We start from the raw sequence: 13,773 nt of genomic DNA on the forward strand, positions 1-13,773 counted from the left end.
CGTCCCGCCATGGCGCGGCCCGGATTCTTGCTCTAGGCTGCGCCCATGGCAGACGCCCTGAAGAAGCCGACGAGCCTCTACGAGAGCGACTTCTACGCCTGGACGGTGGACCAGGCGGAGAAGCTGCGCGCGCGTGCCACCTTCGACAATCGGGGCGACATCGACTGGGAGAACGCGGCCGAGGAGATCGAGAGCGTGGGGAACTCGGAACGCTACGAGATCGAGAGCCGGATCGCGGTCCTTCTGATCCATCTCCTGAAATGGCGCCTTCAACCTGAGCGCCGTTCGAGCGGCTGGAAGGGAACGATCGTCGAGCAGCGGAACCGGATTCACAGGCGTCTGGCGAAGAGCCCGAGCCTCCGGGCCTATCCGAGCGAGGCGGTCGAGGAGGAATATCCGTCCGCCCGCCTCCTCGCAGCCGGCGAGACCGGGCTTTCGGAGGACCGGTTCCCCACGGCCTGCCCCTTCACGATCGACCAGATCCTCGACCCCGACTTCTATCCGGACGCCGAATGAGATCGGCTCTCTCCTGCGCTCTGGCCGCATGGTTCGTCCTCGCGGCACCCGTCCGGGCCGTCGAGCTCGATCTTCCCGGAGAGGCGATCCGCCACATCGTCGCCTACACCTGCTCGGACGGCATCGATCGCTCGGCCGACTATGTGAGCGTCGGCGGGAACGATCTGGCGCTTCTCGATCTGGATGGCGAGCGGCGCCTTTTCGTTGCCGTCATCGCCGCGTCCGGCGTCCGCTACGCCTCCGGTGCCCATATCTGGTGGACCAAGGGCGCAGAGGCGACGCTTTTCGACGAGACACGGCCGGACGACGAGGGTATCGCCTGTCGGTCCAAGGAGAATGCCGGATGATCACAGCCGAGACGATCCGCGAGCGCGGGCACCATGAGGGCGACTTCGCCGACACGATCACGCTCGACGAGGATCTCCGGCACCGCCGGCGCATGGCCATGGTCTCGGACGGCGGCATCGCCTTCGTCCTCAACCTGTCGGAGGCGCGGCTCCTGCGCGAGGGCGACGGCATCGTGCTCGACGACGGGCGCGTCATCGAGGTCAAGGCCAAGCCCGAGCCGCTCTATGCGGTGCGCGGGCGCGATCCGGTCCATCTCCTCCATCTCGCCTGGCATCTCGGCAACCGGCATCTGGCCGCCGCGATCGAGGCCGACCGTCTCCTGATCCGGCAGGACCGGGTGATCCGCGACATGGTCGAAGGTCTCGGCGGAATCGTCGAGGAGATCGAGGCGCCCTTCGATCCGGCGGGCGGAGCCTATGCGAAAAATCATGCGCACGGGCACGCCGACGGTCACCATCACGGCCACGGGCAACATGACGGACATTCCCACGGCTGAGGGTCCCGCGGGCTCCCTTCTCACGCTGCTGACCTGGTTCTCGCCCGCCTTTCCCGTCGGGGCCTTCGCCTATTCGCACGGGCTGGAGGCGGCGATTCAGGAGGGCGCGGTCAGCGACGCCGCTGCCGTCGCCGACTGGATCGAGACGCTGCTGCGCTCCGGCAGCGGCTGGAACGATCTGGTTCTTCTCTCGGTCGCGCTGAAGGGCGAGGCGCTGCCCGACGACCTCTCCGACCTGGCTGCCGCGCTGTCGGGCTCCATGGAACGCCGTGCCGAGACGCTCGCGCTGGGCGATGCCTTCGCCCGCGCCGTCCGGCCCTGGGCCGATGTCGATCCGGGCCGTCCCTATCCGATCGCCGTGGCCGATGCGGCCCGGCAAGGCGGGTTCCGCGAGAGCGACGTCCTCCTGGCCTACGCCCACGGCTTCGCGTCGAGCCTCGTCTCGGCGTCCGTGCGCCTCGTGCCGCTCGGCCAGAGCGAGGCGACGGCGATCCTCAAGCGGCTGGAGCCCGTTCTGGCCGAGGTGGCCGCCTGCGCGGTGAACGCCGGTCTCGACGATCTCGGCAGCCGCTCGCTCCTTTCCGACGTCGCATCCATGCGCCATGAAACGCTTGCAACGAGGCTCTTTCGCTCATGACAAACAGGCACGGACCCCTTCGCGTCGGCATCGGCGGCCCGGTCGGCTCCGGCAAGACGACATTGGTGGAGAAGCTGTGCGTCGCCGCGCGAGACCACTGGTCGATCGGCGTGGTGACCAACGACATCTACACGGTGGAGGACGCGGAGGCTTTGGTGCGCCGGCAGGCGCTCTCGGCCGACCGGATCGAGGGCGTGGAGACGGGCGGCTGCCCTCACACCGCGATCCGCGAGGACGCCTCGATCAACCTCGCCGCCATCGCGAGGCTGAACGCGCGGCATCCGGACCTCGATCTGGTGCTGGTGGAATCGGGTGGCGACAATCTGGCCGCGACCTTCTCGCCCGATCTCGTCGATCTCTCGATCTACGTGATTTCGGTCTGCCAGGGCGACGATATCCCCCGCAAGGGCGGGCCGGCGATCACCCGCTCCGACCTTCTGCTCGTCAACAAGACCGACCTCGCGCCCCATGTCGGGGCGGACCTCTCGCGCATGGAGCGGGACGCCGAGAAGGGCCGGGCCGGGCGCCCGACCGTCTTCACCGACCTGTCGCGTGCCAAGGGGCTCGACGACATCCTCGCCTTCCTGACGAGCGTCGGCGCGCTGCGTCCCCTGCCGGAAAGTCGCACACATTAGAACATCGTTCTGCAAAACCGCCCGAAGTCGCAAAGAACGCTTGTCGCGTTTCGACATCTCACCCTAATGTGAACGCTTCGACGGCGAAAACGGGGTGGAATAATGGTGAAGTCGAGATGGGCCGCGCTGACGAGCGGCGCGCTGGTGGGCCTCGGGTTGGTCGCGGGCGCGGCGGTCGCGCAGGACATGGCCTTCTTCCGCATCGCGACCGGCGGCACGGCCGGCACCTACTTTCCCATCGGCGGGCTGATCGCCAACGCCATCTCCAACCCGCCGGGCTCCAGGGCCTGCGATGCCGGCGGGAGCTGCGGCGTACCGGGGCTGATCGCGACGGCGGTCGCCTCAAACGGCTCGGTCGCCAACATCAACGGCATTTCCGGCGGCGCGCTGGAATCCGGCTTCTCGCAGTCTGACGTCGCCTATTGGGCCTATACCGGCACGGGCGTCTTCGAGGGGCAGCCGGCGGTCGAGGGCCTGCGCGCCATCGCCAATCTCTATCCCGAAAGCATCCATCTCGTGGCGCGGGCCGATTCGGGCATCGAAACGGTCGCCGATCTCGCCGGCAAGAAGGTCTCCCTCGACGAGCCGGGCTCGGGCACGCTGGTCGACGCCCGGCTGATCCTGGAGGCCTACGGCCTCACCGAGACCGACATCGAGCCGGAATATCTGAAGCCGAACCAGGCCGCCGACCTCATGCGCGACGGCAATATGGACGCCTTCTTCTTCGTCGGCGGCTTCCCGGCCGGCGCCATCGCCGAGCTGGCGACCAGCCTCGACATCACTCTCGTGCCGCTCGCCGGACCCGAGGCCGAGGTGATCACCGAGGAGTACGGGTTCTTCTCGTCCAACACGGTGCCGGGCGGCACCTATGAGGGCGTCGAGAACGACGTCGAGACGCTCGCTGTCGGCGCCCAGTGGGTGACGAGCGCCGACCAGCCGGAAGAGCTCGTCTACGGGATCACCAAGGCGCTGTGGAACGACAATTCGCGCGCGCTCCTCGACGCCGGCCACGCCAAGGGCCGCGAGATCGTGCTCGAGAACGCGCTGAACGGCATCGGCATCCCGCTCCATCCGGGCGCCGCGCGCTTCTACGAGGAAGCCGGCCTCGACGTGCCGGACGAAGCCGCCGCGCAGTAACGGCCCCGCAGGGCGGGCATGAAGGAAGCGGGGTCGGCGGTGCCGGTCCCGCTTCATCGTTGATGGTAGAGAAGGGAAGAGCCGCGATGGCCGGACAGGAAGTCGCCTTCGACGAGGCCAAGGCGCGCGAGATCGAGGAGAAGTTCGATCCCGAGATCCGCTTCCGTCCGCTCGGCCCGGTCGCGGCCTGGATCGCGGCGATCGCGCTCTTCTCCCTGTCGGTCTTCCACTACTACACGGCCGGTTTCGGGCTCCTGCGCGAGGTCACCCATCGCGCCGTCCACATGGCCTTCGTGCTGGCGCTGATCTTCCTCGTCTTCTCGGCACGGCGCGACGACCGCACCCTCTACGCCTCCTCGCTCTGGCGGCCGGCCGGCATCCCGCTCCTCGACTGGGCCTTCGCGGCAGCGGCCGTCGTCTCTACGCTGTACGTTCCCTACGTCTTCTCCGACCTCGCCTTCCGCGTCGGCAATCCGCTGACGATCGACGTCGTCATGGGCACGCTCCTGATCGTCGTGCTTCTGGAGGCGACGCGCCGCTCCATGGGCTGGCCGTTGCCGGTCATCGCGATCCTGATCATCGCCTACGGCCTCTTCGGCCGCCATGCGCCGGGCGTCCTCGTCCATCCGGGCGCCTCCTGGTCGACCATGGTCAACCACCTCTATCTGACGAGCCAGGGCATCTACGGCCTGCCGGTCGGGGTGGTGGCGACCTACGTCTTCCATTTCGTCCTGTTCGGCGTGCTCGCCACGAGGATGGGGCTCGGCCAGCTCTTCATCGACACGGCGACATCGATCGCGGGGCGCTTCTCCGGCGGCCCGGCGAAGGTCTCCGTCGTCTCCTCGGCGATGATGGGCACGATCACCGGCTCCTCCATCGCCAATGCCGTCACCACGGGCGCGCTCACCGTTCCGGCGATGATCCGCATCGGCTATCCGCGCCATTTCGCGGCGGCCGTGGAAGCCGCCGCCTCGACCGGAGGGCAGATCACGCCGCCCATCATGGGCGCGGCGGCCTTCCTGATGATCGAGTTCCTCGGCATTCCCTACACACACATCATGATCGCGGCGCTCGTGCCGGCCTTCATGCACTTCTTCGGCGTCCTGATGCAGGTCCATCTGGAGGCCAAGCGCCAGGGGCTGCGGGGCCTGACCAAGGAGGAGATGCCGAAGATCTGGCAGGTCCTGAAGCGGGACTGGCCGACGCTCTTCCCGCTCTTCATCCTCGTGGCGATCCTGATGAACGGCTACACGCCGTATCTCGCCGCCTTCTGGGGCATCACCGCCTGCATCGTCATCGGCTTCCTGAACCCGCGCAACCGGCTGACGCCGGCGGACGTGTTCGAGGCCTTCGTGACGGGCGCGAAATACGCGCTCGCCGTCGGTGCGGCCGCCGCGACGGTCGGGATCGTCATCGGCGTCGTCACGCTGACCGGCGTCTCCTTCAAGGTCGCCTACATCGTCACCTCGACGGCCGCCGACTGGGCGTCTGCGATCGAGAGCGTCGTCCCCTTCGACCTGATGACGACGGCCACGCTGACGCTTCTGATGACGTTGATCCTGACGGGCGTCGTGTGCATTGTGATGGGGGCGGGCGTGCCCACGACGGCCAACTACCTCATCATGGTGACAGTGGCCGCGCCCATCCTGGGACTTCTGGGCGTCGAGCCGCTCGTCGCCCACTTCTTCGTCTTCTACTACGGCATCCTCGCCGACATCACGCCGCCGGTCGCGCTCTGCGCCTATGCGACCGCCGGCATCGCCAATTCGAACCCGTTCACGACCGGAAACACCGCGTTCCGCCTCGGCATGGGCAAGGCCCTCGTGCCCTTCGTCTTCGTGTTCTCGCCATCGATGCTGATCATGGTGCAGGACTTCTCGCTGAACGAGTTCATCCTCGCCACCGGCGGCTGCATCCTCGGCATCACCGCCCTGTCGGCGGCCTTCTCCGACTATCTGCTCGACCGGCTGTTCTGGTGGGAGAGGATTCTGCTCGCCTTCGCCGCGCTCCTTCTCGTCGCCCCCGAGCTGACGACGACGATCATCGGCATCGCCATCTTCCTGCCGATCGCGCTTCGGCCGCTCGTCTGGAAGACCCGCGAAGGCGCGCCGCAACGGCCACGCGCCGGCTGACCCCGCCGTCGCCGGACGGCGGCGGCGTGCTGGCAGGGCGCAACAAGCCGGGCTATCCTGCGGGCCGGCGTCCACGCGCCGTCCCGCTCCAGACCCGCCGGAGAGGTCGATGGTCGCTCATCTTCCGCCGGAGGCGCTTCTGGCCGGCGCCGATCCGCTGATCCGTGTCGCCGTTCGCGCGACCCGCGGCTCGGCCCCGCGCGAGGGCGATGCCCTCATGCTGGTCTCCCGCGCGGGCGTCGCCGGCACGATCGGCGGCGGGCGGCTGGAGGAGATGGCGATCGAGCGGGCGCGGGCCATGCTCGCAGGGGGAGAGGCGCAGGACGTCCTGTCGGTGCCCCTTGGGCCGGAGATCGGCCAGTGCTGCGGCGGCGCCGTGACGCTCGGCCTAAATCGCCTGGACGACCGCGCCCGATCGGAGCTTGCCGCCGAGCTCGACGCCGAGCGGCTTGCCCGGCCGCAGGTCTATGTCTTCGGCGCCGGCCATGTCGGGCGGGCGCTGACGCGCTGCCTCCTGCTTCTGCCGGTGCGCCCCGTTCTGATCGACAGCCGCGCCGACGAACTCGCCGCCGCTCCCGCCGAAGCCGAGACGCGCCTCTTGGCCCTTCCCGAGTCCGCGTTGGCGAAGGCGCCGGCCGGCAGCGCGGTCGTGGTCCTGACGCATGACCACGCGCTCGACTTCCTGATCGCCTCGCAGGCCCTGGCCGCCCGCCGCTTCGCCTATGTCGGCATGATCGGGTCCAGAACCAAGCGCGCGCTCTTCGCCCGCTCGCTCGCTGGCGGCACGGTGGACGACGCGGCTCTGGTCTGTCCGATCGGCGGAGCGGCCGTGCGCGACAAGCGGCCGGAAATCATCGCCGCGCTGACGGCGGCCGAGATCGCGGCCCGGCTGTTCGGCGCGGCGCCGGCGGGCGCTTGACCGCCCGAGCGCCCGCGTGGAACGAACGGCCGACTCTCACCCCATGCGCGGGAGCGCCCATGTCCGCCGGAATCGTCGTCGTCGGGTCCAACATGATGGACCTCGTCACCTATGTGGACCGGATGCCGGAGCCCGGCGAGACGCTGGCGGCGCCGAGCTTCGAGATGGGCCATGGCGGCAAGGGCGCCAATCAGGCGGTGGCCGCCGCCAAGCTCGGCTCCCCGGTCGCGATGGTCTCCAAGGTCGGCTCGGACGCTTTCGCGAAGGCCACCATCGACAATCTGTCCCGCCACGGCGTTGACGTGACGCATGTGACGCGGGCCGAGGGCGTGTCGTCCGGCGTCGCGCCGATCTTCGTCGAACGATCCGGGGAGAATTCGATCCTGATCGTGAAAGGGGCCAACGACCGGCTGGGGGCGGAGGAGGTGGATGCGGCGGCGGAGCTGATCGCCGGCTGCTCGATGGTGCTCCTGCAGCTCGAAATCCCGGTGGCGACCGTCTACCACACGATCGCGCTCGCCAAGGCGCGGGGCGTTCCCGTCCTGCTCAACCCGGCGCCGGCCGTGGCCGATCTCGACGTGTCCCGGATCGCTTCCGTGCGCTTCCTCGTGCCGAACGAGACCGAGCTCGCCCTCCTGACCGGCATGCCCGTCGAGGGCGAGGCCGAGGTGGAGAGCGCCGCGCGCAGCCTGATCGCGCGCGGCATCGGAACGGTGATCGTCACCATGGGCGCGCGCGGCGCCCTGCTCGTCGAAGGCGATCGCAGCGAGCGCATCGCCCCGGCGAGGGTCGAGGCCGTGGACACCACGGGCGCGGGGGACGCCTTCATCGGCGCCTTCGCCCATTTCTTCACGGGCGGCTTGCCGGTGGCGGAGGCGCTGCGCGAGGCCGCGCTCTACGCCGCCGATTCCATCACGCGGCGCGGCACGCAGAAGGCCTATGGAGACGCGCGGTCCTTCGTCGAAGCGAAGGCGCGTCTGACAAGCGAAAACGAGGTGTCGTCGTGAAGCTGCAGGCGATCCCCAAGCGATTCGAGACCGGGCGCCTCGTCCTTCGCCCCTTCGCGGCCCCCGATCGCGACGCTTACGCGGCCTATCATTCGCGACCCGAGGTCTACCGCTATCTCTATATGGCGACCCCTTCGGGCCGCGCGCTGGACGAGCAGTTCGGTGCGGTCCTGACCGCACCCTTCGAGGGCGACGGCGATGTCCTGCGTCGGGCGGTCGTGCGAAAGGAGGACGACGCCGTTCTCGGCGAAGTCCTCTTCAAGCTCGCCAGCCTCGACGCGTTGCAGGGCGAGGTCGGCTACATCTTCAACCCCGACTTCGCCGGACGGGGCTATGCCAGCGAGGCGGTGGCCGCGATGCTGAAGCTCGGTTTCGAGGCGATCGGCTTCCATCGCATCTTCGCGCGCCTCGACGCGGCGAACGAGGGTTCCGTCGGTGTCGTCGAACGGCTCGGCTTCCGGCGCGAGGCCCATCACATCCAGAACGACCGCTTCGACGGCCGATGGGGCGACGAGTATGTCTACGCCCTGCTCGCGAGCGAGTGGGCCGAGCGCTCCGTCTGATCGAATGCGTCAGGCTCCGTCGCGGCGGCGTTGACGGGCGCGCAGGAGCCGCCGCGCCAGCCTCGGGTCGGAGGTCAGGGGCGCGAGCGGGGCATGACGGGCGAAGGCGGCGGAGATGTCGTCCAGGGAGCAGGTGAATCCGCCTTCCGGAATGGAGATGTCGCCCTGCCCGATCCAGGAATTGTGGTGTCGGGCGAGGCGCGCTCCGAAAGGCCCCGGATAGCGCCCGGGTTCGCGCAGCCAGATCGTGAGGTAGCGGGAGCCGAGATAGGATTTCGTCTGCCAGCGCATCACCGCGCTCCAGGGGATCGTCTCCCTCGACCATGCGCGCCAGCGAAAGCCGTCGGCCGAAACCTCCAGCATCGGACCGCGCATGAAGAGGTTGCGGACGGGCCGGAGGAGGATGAGCGAGACGAACGCGATCAGTGCGCCGAAGACGACGCGGAACGCCGGCGGGTCGTGCGAGATGACGACGTTCGGCCACGCCATCAGCACCAGCATCGGCGTGAAGGCGGCGATCATCACCAGCGCCTTCTTCTTCGACGCAAAGGCCCGGAAGGGCGGTGGCGATGCTTCCATTCTATCAGCTTCCCCCGTTCGGCGTCAGCGTGAGAAGCCCGAAGACGATCGTTCCGGCGGACAGGAGGAACAGGAGACCGATCGCCAGCCACTGCAGCCGGTCGTCCAGCTCAGTCCGGTGCGAAAGAAGGCGGCGATGCAGGGTGCCGGCCGGCTTCACCAGCGCCATGCAGATCAGGATGGCGGCCATGTAGCCGATCTCGACCGGTCCCGTGGGGCTCCGCATCCGGTACGACAGGCCGAAATAGCTCAGAACGAGGATGGACAGCATGATGAGGACGATCCCGTAGCCGACGAAGATCCGTCGCCACGGAATGATGTCCCTCGGCGCCGCGTCGCCCCCTCCCGTCGAGCGGTCCGCAGCCGTCACGGGCAGGGCTCGGTGAAGCTCTCGGTGGTGATCCCGTCGGCCACGCTGACGGTCGAGGCCGTGCGTTCGCCTTCGCCCGAGGGGCCCTCGCAGCTGTCGACATAGACCTCGCGGAGGATTTCGTCGATCTGCGCCGTTCCGTCCTCGCCGATCGACGCCACGGTGAGCGACATGACGATCTGCCCCATGTTCATGGCGGAGGATTCGAGGAAGACCTCGTCTCGTCCGTCGCCATCCGTGTCGGCGGCGGCCACGAGCCGCTGATACTGCGTATCGTCGGGAAGGGCGTGAAAGCTCGGGCTGCCGTCCGCTCCCAGCACCAGAAGGACGGGCGCGCCCTCGTCGGGGAAGGGCTCGGCGGCCACGGCCGCCTGCTCTTGAATGAGGAAGATGCGCTCGTCCGCGCCCGGCGCGGTGAAGGAGCCGGCGGCGTCGCCCCGGATCACGAACTCGTCGGCGAAGCGCTGGGCGATCTCGTCCGGCGCCTGCGCCAGAGCCTCCTGCACCGTCCGTCGCTCCGATGCCGAATAGAAGGGAATGCCGGACAGGAATGCCTCGTCGCGGTAGTCGAGAAGCGTCTCGGCGCCGGCTGGCAGGGCGCCGGCCATGAGCGCCGAAAGGGTCAGTCCGCACCATGTAATGCGTCGCATGGATGTCTCCTATGAGGGTGTCCACAAGGGCGCGTTGCCGGCGATCAGCATCCACCAGACGGCTAGAGCCGCCGCCCAGACGATCGCAACGTAGAGGGGGATGCGCGTCCGCCGGCTCCGGCCGCGACGCGTCGCCCAGCGGTTGACGAGGCCCGCCACGACGAAGGCCGGCGACCAGACGACCGGCATCGCGATGATGAGCGGCCAGACGAGGGGCTGGTCCCAGGCCTCGAGCGGCGGGAAGCGGAGGTTCAGGATGGGCGACACGAGGTGATAGAGGACGAGGCCGAGCAGCCCCATCGACAGGAACCCGCCCATCGCGGCCATGAGAGCGGCGACGAGGGACGGCCAGATATCGCGGAGGACACGCAGGACGGTCATGGCGCTCCCATGCCGCAGGCGCGCTTTCCTGGAGCCCGGTGAGCCCCGGTCGCCGGTGACGCCGCTGCCGAACGGCCCTCGGGGCTCGCTCTTTCCATCGCCCGTCCTCCTGATCACGATGGTCTCGCGAGAATGTGAAGATTAGGAGGCGCCTCGATGAGGAGGCCTCGCTTTCAACTCGGCGGCGAGGCGGAGGAGGCGGGACCCGTTGCGCAGGCGTTGAATCCGCAGGACAGTCCGGGGCGGAAAAGGCCCGAGCTGTTCCGCGGCTCGGCGGTTCAGTCGGAGAGCACGTTGGAAAAGCTCGATCTGAAGAAGGCCTATCGCGACCTGTTCCAGGCGCCGACGCGCGACTTCGTGGAGGTACGGGTGCCCACGATGCGCTTCGTGAAGGTGGACGGAGCGGGCGATCCCAATCGCGCCCCCGGCTACCGGACGGCGGTCGAATGGCTCTATTCGGTCAGCTACGCGATGAAGTTCGCCGCCAAGCATGAACTGGAGCGAGACTATGTCGTGCCGCCGCTGGAGGCTCTCTGGTGGTCCGACGACCCTGAAAGCTTCCTTCGGCGCGAGAAGGATCGGTGGCAGTGGACCGTGATGATCATGGCGCCCGACTTCGTGACGGAAAGCCTGTTCGACGAGGCGGTCGCGAAAACGCTGGCCAGGCGCGACGACCGACCGTCGTCGCTGCGGTTCGAGGCTTATGACGAGGGCCGGTCGCTGCAAATCCTGCATGTCGGCAGCTATGATGACGAGGGTCCCGTTCTGAAGCGGTTGCACGATGAGGTCATGCCGGGCCTCGGGCTCACCTTCGGCGGCCCGCATCACGAGATCTACTTGAGCGATCCGCGCCGGGTCGAGCCCGCCAAGCTCAAGACCATTCTGCGCCAGCCGGTTCGGGACCGTTGAGCGCGGACCCCTCGAGTTCTATCCTCGATTGATCGCGTTGGCCGCCTCGACGGCCAGCGGCGCGTAGCGCTGGCGGAAGGCGCTCGGCGTCCATTCCGAGAGCGAGCCGATGAGGTGGAGCGCGGCCACCGGCCCGTTCGGACCGAGGATTGCGACGCCGAGCGCGATCTCGCCGACCAGCACCTCTTCCACCGCCAACGCGTAGCCGTCCTGCCGCGCCTCGCGCACGAGCCGCATGATGTCGTCCGTCGCGACCACGGTCTTGTCGGTGAAGGGTCGGCGGTCGGAGCGCGCCAGGATGTCCGCGACGCGCGAATCCGGCAGATGGGCCATGACCGCCCGTCCGCCCGAGGTGCAGAAGACCGGGACGTCGTAGCCGACGAGACTGGCGAAGAAGGTCTCGCGCTTGGACTGCATGCGGACGGCATAGACGAGGCGCAGATCGTCGAAGAGCGACAGGTCGATGCGCTCGCGGGCGCTGCGGCGCAGATCCTGCAGGACCGGCGTCGCGCGGGCGATCAGCGGGTTCATCCGCAGATAGTCGCGCGAAAATTCGAGCGAGCGCACGCCCGGCACGAAGCCGCGGTCGGCCTCGTCCCGCTCGATGTAGCCGAGCGCGCGCAGCGTGTGGACGAGGCGCTGAGCGGCGCTTCGCGTCACGCGCGCCGCCTGCGCGATCTCGCCCAGCGAAAGCGGCCGGGTGGCCCCCCCAAAGGCCGACAGGACGGCCATCGCCCGGCCGACCGACTGGACGAAGAGCGGGTCGTCCGCGCTTTCGAGCCCGTCCGGCAAGCCGGTCCTCTCGGTCGCGGTGGGAAGTTGGCGCATTCTTGATCACCGGCGTTGACGGATGAATTTAGCAGCCATACGCTTGCTTGGCGATAGAAGCGTATCGAGGTGCGATACAATGACAGCATTGTCAGGCTCGATCTGATGGTAAAGCGCGTCGCGGTCGCCGGCTTCCTGCACGAGACGAACACGTTCGCGCCGTCGAAAGCCAACCTCGACGCCTTCCGTCAGGGCGGCGGATATCTTCCCCTCAGCCGGGGCGCCGAGATCACGGCGCGGTGCGGCGGGGTCAATCTCGGCATCAGCGGCTTCCTCGATCACGCGGACGCCGCCGGGTGGGGCATCGTCCCGCTGCTGTGGTGCGGCGCCATTCCATCCGCCCAGGTCGAGCGGGGCGCGTTCGAGGCGATCGCGGGCGAGATCGCGGAGCGCCTTCGCGCAGCCGGCCCAGTGGACGGGCTTCTTCTCGATCTGCACGGCGCGATGGTCGCCGAGCATCTGGACGACGGGGAGGGCGAGCTTCTGGCCCGCCTGCGCGGGATCGTCGGGCCGGAACTCCCCATCGTCGCCAGCCTCGACCTGCACGGCAACGTCACGCCGCTGATGGTGGAGGCGGCGGACATGCTCGTCGCCTTCCGCACCTATCCCCATGTCGATATGGCCGAGACCGGGCGCCGCGCCGCCGCCGGGCTCGGCGCATTGATGGAGCGCGGCCGTCCCTATGCCAAGGCGTTCCGGCAGCTTCCCTTCCTGATCCCGATCCCGTGGCAGTGCACGACGATCGAGCCGGGCGCCTCGCTCTACGCCACGATCGAGGAGGTCGAGGGCGGCGCGGTCGCGAGCGCGTCGATCCTGACGGGCTTTCCCGCGGCGGACTTTCCCGACTGCCGGCCCTCGGTCCTCGCCTATGGCGAAACGCAGGAGGCCGCCGACGCCGCAGTCGACAGGCTCGAAGCGGCGTTCCTGGAGCGCGAGGCCCGCTTCGCAGGTCAGGCCTTCGAGGCGGAGGAGGCCGTGGCCCGCGCTTTGGCGATCGCCAAGGGCGCGGCGCGTCCGGTGGTGATCGCCGACACGCAGGACAATCCGGGCGCGGGCGGCGACAGCGACACGACGGGTCTCCTGCGCGCGCTCGTTTCGGCCGGCGCATCCCGCGCCGCCATGGGTCTGATCGTCGATCGCGAGGCGGCCAGGCTCGCTCACGAGGCGGGGCAGGGCGCGACGCTGACCCTCGCGCTCGGCGGTCGCTCCGGCATTCCCGGCGACCGGCCCTTCGAGGCCGAATTCACGGTCGAGACCCTGTCGGACGGACGCTTCATCGCGACGGGTCCCTATTACGGCGGCTCGGCGCTGGCGCTCGGGCCCTCCGCCTGCCTTTCGATCGGCGGCGTGCGCATCGCCGTCACCAGCGAGAAGGCGCAGCTGGCCGACCGGGAGATGTTCCGCTTTCTCGGCATCGTGCCGGAGGAGGCGGGTGTCCTCGTGGTGAAGAGCTCGGTGCATTTCAGAGCCGATTTCGAGCCGATCGCCGAGGCGGTGATCGTCGGCCTCGCGCCGGGGCCGATGGCGCTTCGGGCCGAGAACCTTCCCTTCACGCGGCTGGCGGACGGAGTGCGGCTTTCGCCGTGCGGCACGCCGTTCCGGCCGCCGGCATCCCTGCGGGCCAGCGCATGAACCGGCGCCCCGCGGACGTTTCGACCAGACACGA

General features: G+C 68.8%; 17 protein-coding genes. 12 read left to right on the top strand and 5 right to left on the bottom strand.

The features are described 5' to 3' along the window. Positions 1 to 45 precede the first annotated feature (45 nt). From AC6R2M_RS00705 to AC6R2M_RS00750, 10 genes are all read left to right on the top strand, one after another. The gene (locus tag AC6R2M_RS00705; protein WP_500484511.1) at positions 46 to 516 is read left to right on the top strand and encodes a DUF29 domain-containing protein; all 471 of its coding nucleotides are present in this window, start codon (positions 46 to 48) and stop codon (positions 514 to 516) included. Further along, positions 513 to 863 (top strand): MliC family protein, encoded by a 351-nt coding sequence (locus tag AC6R2M_RS00710; protein WP_500484513.1) that lies wholly within the window; start codon positions 513 to 515, stop codon positions 861 to 863. Before AC6R2M_RS00705 ends, AC6R2M_RS00710 begins: the two co-directional genes overlap by 4 nt. Continuing rightward, positions 860 to 1,360, top strand: a complete 501-nt coding sequence (locus AC6R2M_RS00715; protein ID WP_500484515.1) for an urease accessory protein UreE — start codon at positions 860 to 862, stop codon at positions 1,358 to 1,360. The genes AC6R2M_RS00710 and AC6R2M_RS00715 overlap by 4 nt, the downstream gene beginning before the upstream one ends. Then, on the top strand, positions 1,293 to 1,997 hold the full coding sequence (locus AC6R2M_RS00720) for an urease accessory protein UreF (protein WP_500484517.1): 705 nt from the start codon (positions 1,293 to 1,295) through the stop codon (positions 1,995 to 1,997). The genes AC6R2M_RS00715 and AC6R2M_RS00720 overlap by 68 nt, the downstream gene beginning before the upstream one ends. Beyond that, positions 1,994 to 2,632 (top strand): urease accessory protein UreG, encoded by a 639-nt coding sequence (gene ureG, locus AC6R2M_RS00725; protein ID WP_500484519.1) that lies wholly within the window; start codon positions 1,994 to 1,996, stop codon positions 2,630 to 2,632. The genes AC6R2M_RS00720 and ureG overlap by 4 nt, the downstream gene beginning before the upstream one ends. 99 nt (positions 2,633 to 2,731) lie before the next feature. Then, positions 2,732 to 3,769 (top strand): TAXI family TRAP transporter solute-binding subunit, encoded by a 1,038-nt coding sequence (locus AC6R2M_RS00730; RefSeq protein ID WP_500487433.1) that lies wholly within the window; start codon positions 2,732 to 2,734, stop codon positions 3,767 to 3,769. Between the two features lie 62 nt (positions 3,770 to 3,831). Beyond that, the gene (locus AC6R2M_RS00735; protein ID WP_500487435.1) at positions 3,832 to 5,901 is read left to right on the top strand and encodes a TRAP transporter permease; all 2,070 of its coding nucleotides are present in this window, start codon (positions 3,832 to 3,834) and stop codon (positions 5,899 to 5,901) included. Between the two features lie 109 nt (positions 5,902 to 6,010). Then, positions 6,011 to 6,820 (top strand): xanthine dehydrogenase accessory protein XdhC, encoded by an 810-nt coding sequence (gene xdhC / locus AC6R2M_RS00740; protein WP_500484521.1) that lies wholly within the window; start codon positions 6,011 to 6,013, stop codon positions 6,818 to 6,820. 59 nt (positions 6,821 to 6,879) lie between these two features. Then, on the top strand, positions 6,880 to 7,827 hold the full coding sequence (gene rbsK / locus AC6R2M_RS00745) for a ribokinase (RefSeq protein ID WP_500484523.1): 948 nt from the start codon (positions 6,880 to 6,882) through the stop codon (positions 7,825 to 7,827). Next, entirely contained in the window at positions 7,824 to 8,390 is a 567-nt protein-coding gene (locus tag AC6R2M_RS00750) for a GNAT family N-acetyltransferase (protein WP_500484525.1), read from the top strand. Before rbsK ends, AC6R2M_RS00750 begins: the two co-directional genes overlap by 4 nt. Before the next feature lie 9 nt (positions 8,391 to 8,399). Here the strand turns inward: AC6R2M_RS00750 and AC6R2M_RS00755 are convergent, their stop codons facing one another. Genes AC6R2M_RS00755 through AC6R2M_RS00770 form a run of 4 tightly spaced genes read right to left on the bottom strand, consistent with a single transcriptional unit; the run spans position 8,400 to position 10,370 of the window. After that, positions 8,400 to 8,969, bottom strand: coding sequence for an STM3941 family protein (locus AC6R2M_RS00755; RefSeq protein ID WP_500484527.1), 570 nt, complete (start codon positions 8,967 to 8,969; stop codon positions 8,400 to 8,402). Between the two features lie 4 nt (positions 8,970 to 8,973). Then, positions 8,974 to 9,339, bottom strand: coding sequence for a hypothetical protein (locus AC6R2M_RS00760; protein WP_500484529.1), 366 nt, complete (start codon positions 9,337 to 9,339; stop codon positions 8,974 to 8,976). Further along, entirely contained in the window at positions 9,336 to 9,989 is a 654-nt protein-coding gene (locus AC6R2M_RS00765; RefSeq protein WP_500484531.1) for a hypothetical protein, read from the bottom strand. The genes AC6R2M_RS00760 and AC6R2M_RS00765 overlap by 4 nt, the downstream gene beginning before the upstream one ends. Positions 9,990 to 9,998: 9 nt before the next feature. Continuing rightward, complete coding sequence (locus AC6R2M_RS00770) at positions 9,999 to 10,370, bottom strand: hypothetical protein (RefSeq protein WP_500484533.1); 372 nt, start codon at positions 10,368 to 10,370, stop codon at positions 9,999 to 10,001. Positions 10,371 to 10,526: 156 nt separating this feature from the next. On the opposite strand from AC6R2M_RS00770, the gene AC6R2M_RS00775 reads away from it, so the two are divergent. Continuing rightward, the gene (locus tag AC6R2M_RS00775; RefSeq protein ID WP_500484535.1) at positions 10,527 to 11,279 is read left to right on the top strand and encodes a GyrI-like domain-containing protein; all 753 of its coding nucleotides are present in this window, start codon (positions 10,527 to 10,529) and stop codon (positions 11,277 to 11,279) included. 18 nt (positions 11,280 to 11,297) lie between these two features. On the opposite strand, the gene AC6R2M_RS00780 is transcribed toward AC6R2M_RS00775, so the two are convergent. Then, positions 11,298 to 12,107, bottom strand: a complete 810-nt coding sequence (locus tag AC6R2M_RS00780; RefSeq protein WP_500484537.1) for an IclR family transcriptional regulator — start codon at positions 12,105 to 12,107, stop codon at positions 11,298 to 11,300. 105 nt (positions 12,108 to 12,212) lie between these two features. Between AC6R2M_RS00780 and AC6R2M_RS00785 the strand changes: the two genes are divergently transcribed. Further along, positions 12,213 to 13,739 carry a M81 family metallopeptidase gene (locus tag AC6R2M_RS00785; RefSeq protein WP_500484539.1) on the top strand — a complete coding sequence of 509 codons (1,527 nt, stop codon included), beginning with the start codon at positions 12,213 to 12,215 and terminating at the stop codon, positions 13,737 to 13,739. Positions 13,740 to 13,773 lie beyond the last annotated feature (34 nt).

It is taken from the genome of Aureimonas sp. CAS (assembly GCF_059838215.1).

What these genes read in the sequence shown, in the direction of transcription:
- AC6R2M_RS00710 (WP_500484513.1), top strand. Translation starts at nt 513, where the DNA reads ATGAGATCGGCTCTCTCCTGCGCTCTGGCCGCATGGTTCGTCCTCGCG.
- AC6R2M_RS00785 (WP_500484539.1), top strand. Translation starts at nt 12,213, where the DNA reads ATGGTAAAGCGCGTCGCGGTCGCCGGCTTCCTGCACGAGACGAACACG.
- AC6R2M_RS00715 (WP_500484515.1), top strand. Translation starts at nt 860, where the DNA reads ATGATCACAGCCGAGACGATCCGCGAGCGCGGGCACCATGAGGGCGAC.
- AC6R2M_RS00765 (WP_500484531.1), bottom strand. Translation starts at nt 9,989, where the DNA reads ATGCGACGCATTACATGGTGCGGACTGACCCTTTCGGCGCTCATGGCC.
- AC6R2M_RS00735 (WP_500487435.1), top strand. Translation starts at nt 3,832, where the DNA reads ATGGTAGAGAAGGGAAGAGCCGCGATGGCCGGACAGGAAGTCGCCTTC.
- AC6R2M_RS00780 (WP_500484537.1), bottom strand. Translation starts at nt 12,107, where the DNA reads ATGCGCCAACTTCCCACCGCGACCGAGAGGACCGGCTTGCCGGACGGG.
- xdhC (WP_500484521.1), top strand. Translation starts at nt 6,011, where the DNA reads ATGGTCGCTCATCTTCCGCCGGAGGCGCTTCTGGCCGGCGCCGATCCG.
- AC6R2M_RS00775 (WP_500484535.1), top strand. Translation starts at nt 10,527, where the DNA reads ATGAGGAGGCCTCGCTTTCAACTCGGCGGCGAGGCGGAGGAGGCGGGA.
- rbsK (WP_500484523.1), top strand. Translation starts at nt 6,880, where the DNA reads ATGTCCGCCGGAATCGTCGTCGTCGGGTCCAACATGATGGACCTCGTC.
- AC6R2M_RS00705 (WP_500484511.1), top strand. Translation starts at nt 46, where the DNA reads ATGGCAGACGCCCTGAAGAAGCCGACGAGCCTCTACGAGAGCGACTTC.
- AC6R2M_RS00770 (WP_500484533.1), bottom strand. Translation starts at nt 10,370, where the DNA reads ATGACCGTCCTGCGTGTCCTCCGCGATATCTGGCCGTCCCTCGTCGCC.
- AC6R2M_RS00755 (WP_500484527.1), bottom strand. Translation starts at nt 8,969, where the DNA reads ATGGAAGCATCGCCACCGCCCTTCCGGGCCTTTGCGTCGAAGAAGAAG.
- ureG (WP_500484519.1), top strand. Translation starts at nt 1,994, where the DNA reads ATGACAAACAGGCACGGACCCCTTCGCGTCGGCATCGGCGGCCCGGTC.
- AC6R2M_RS00720 (WP_500484517.1), top strand. Translation starts at nt 1,293, where the DNA reads ATGCGCACGGGCACGCCGACGGTCACCATCACGGCCACGGGCAACATG.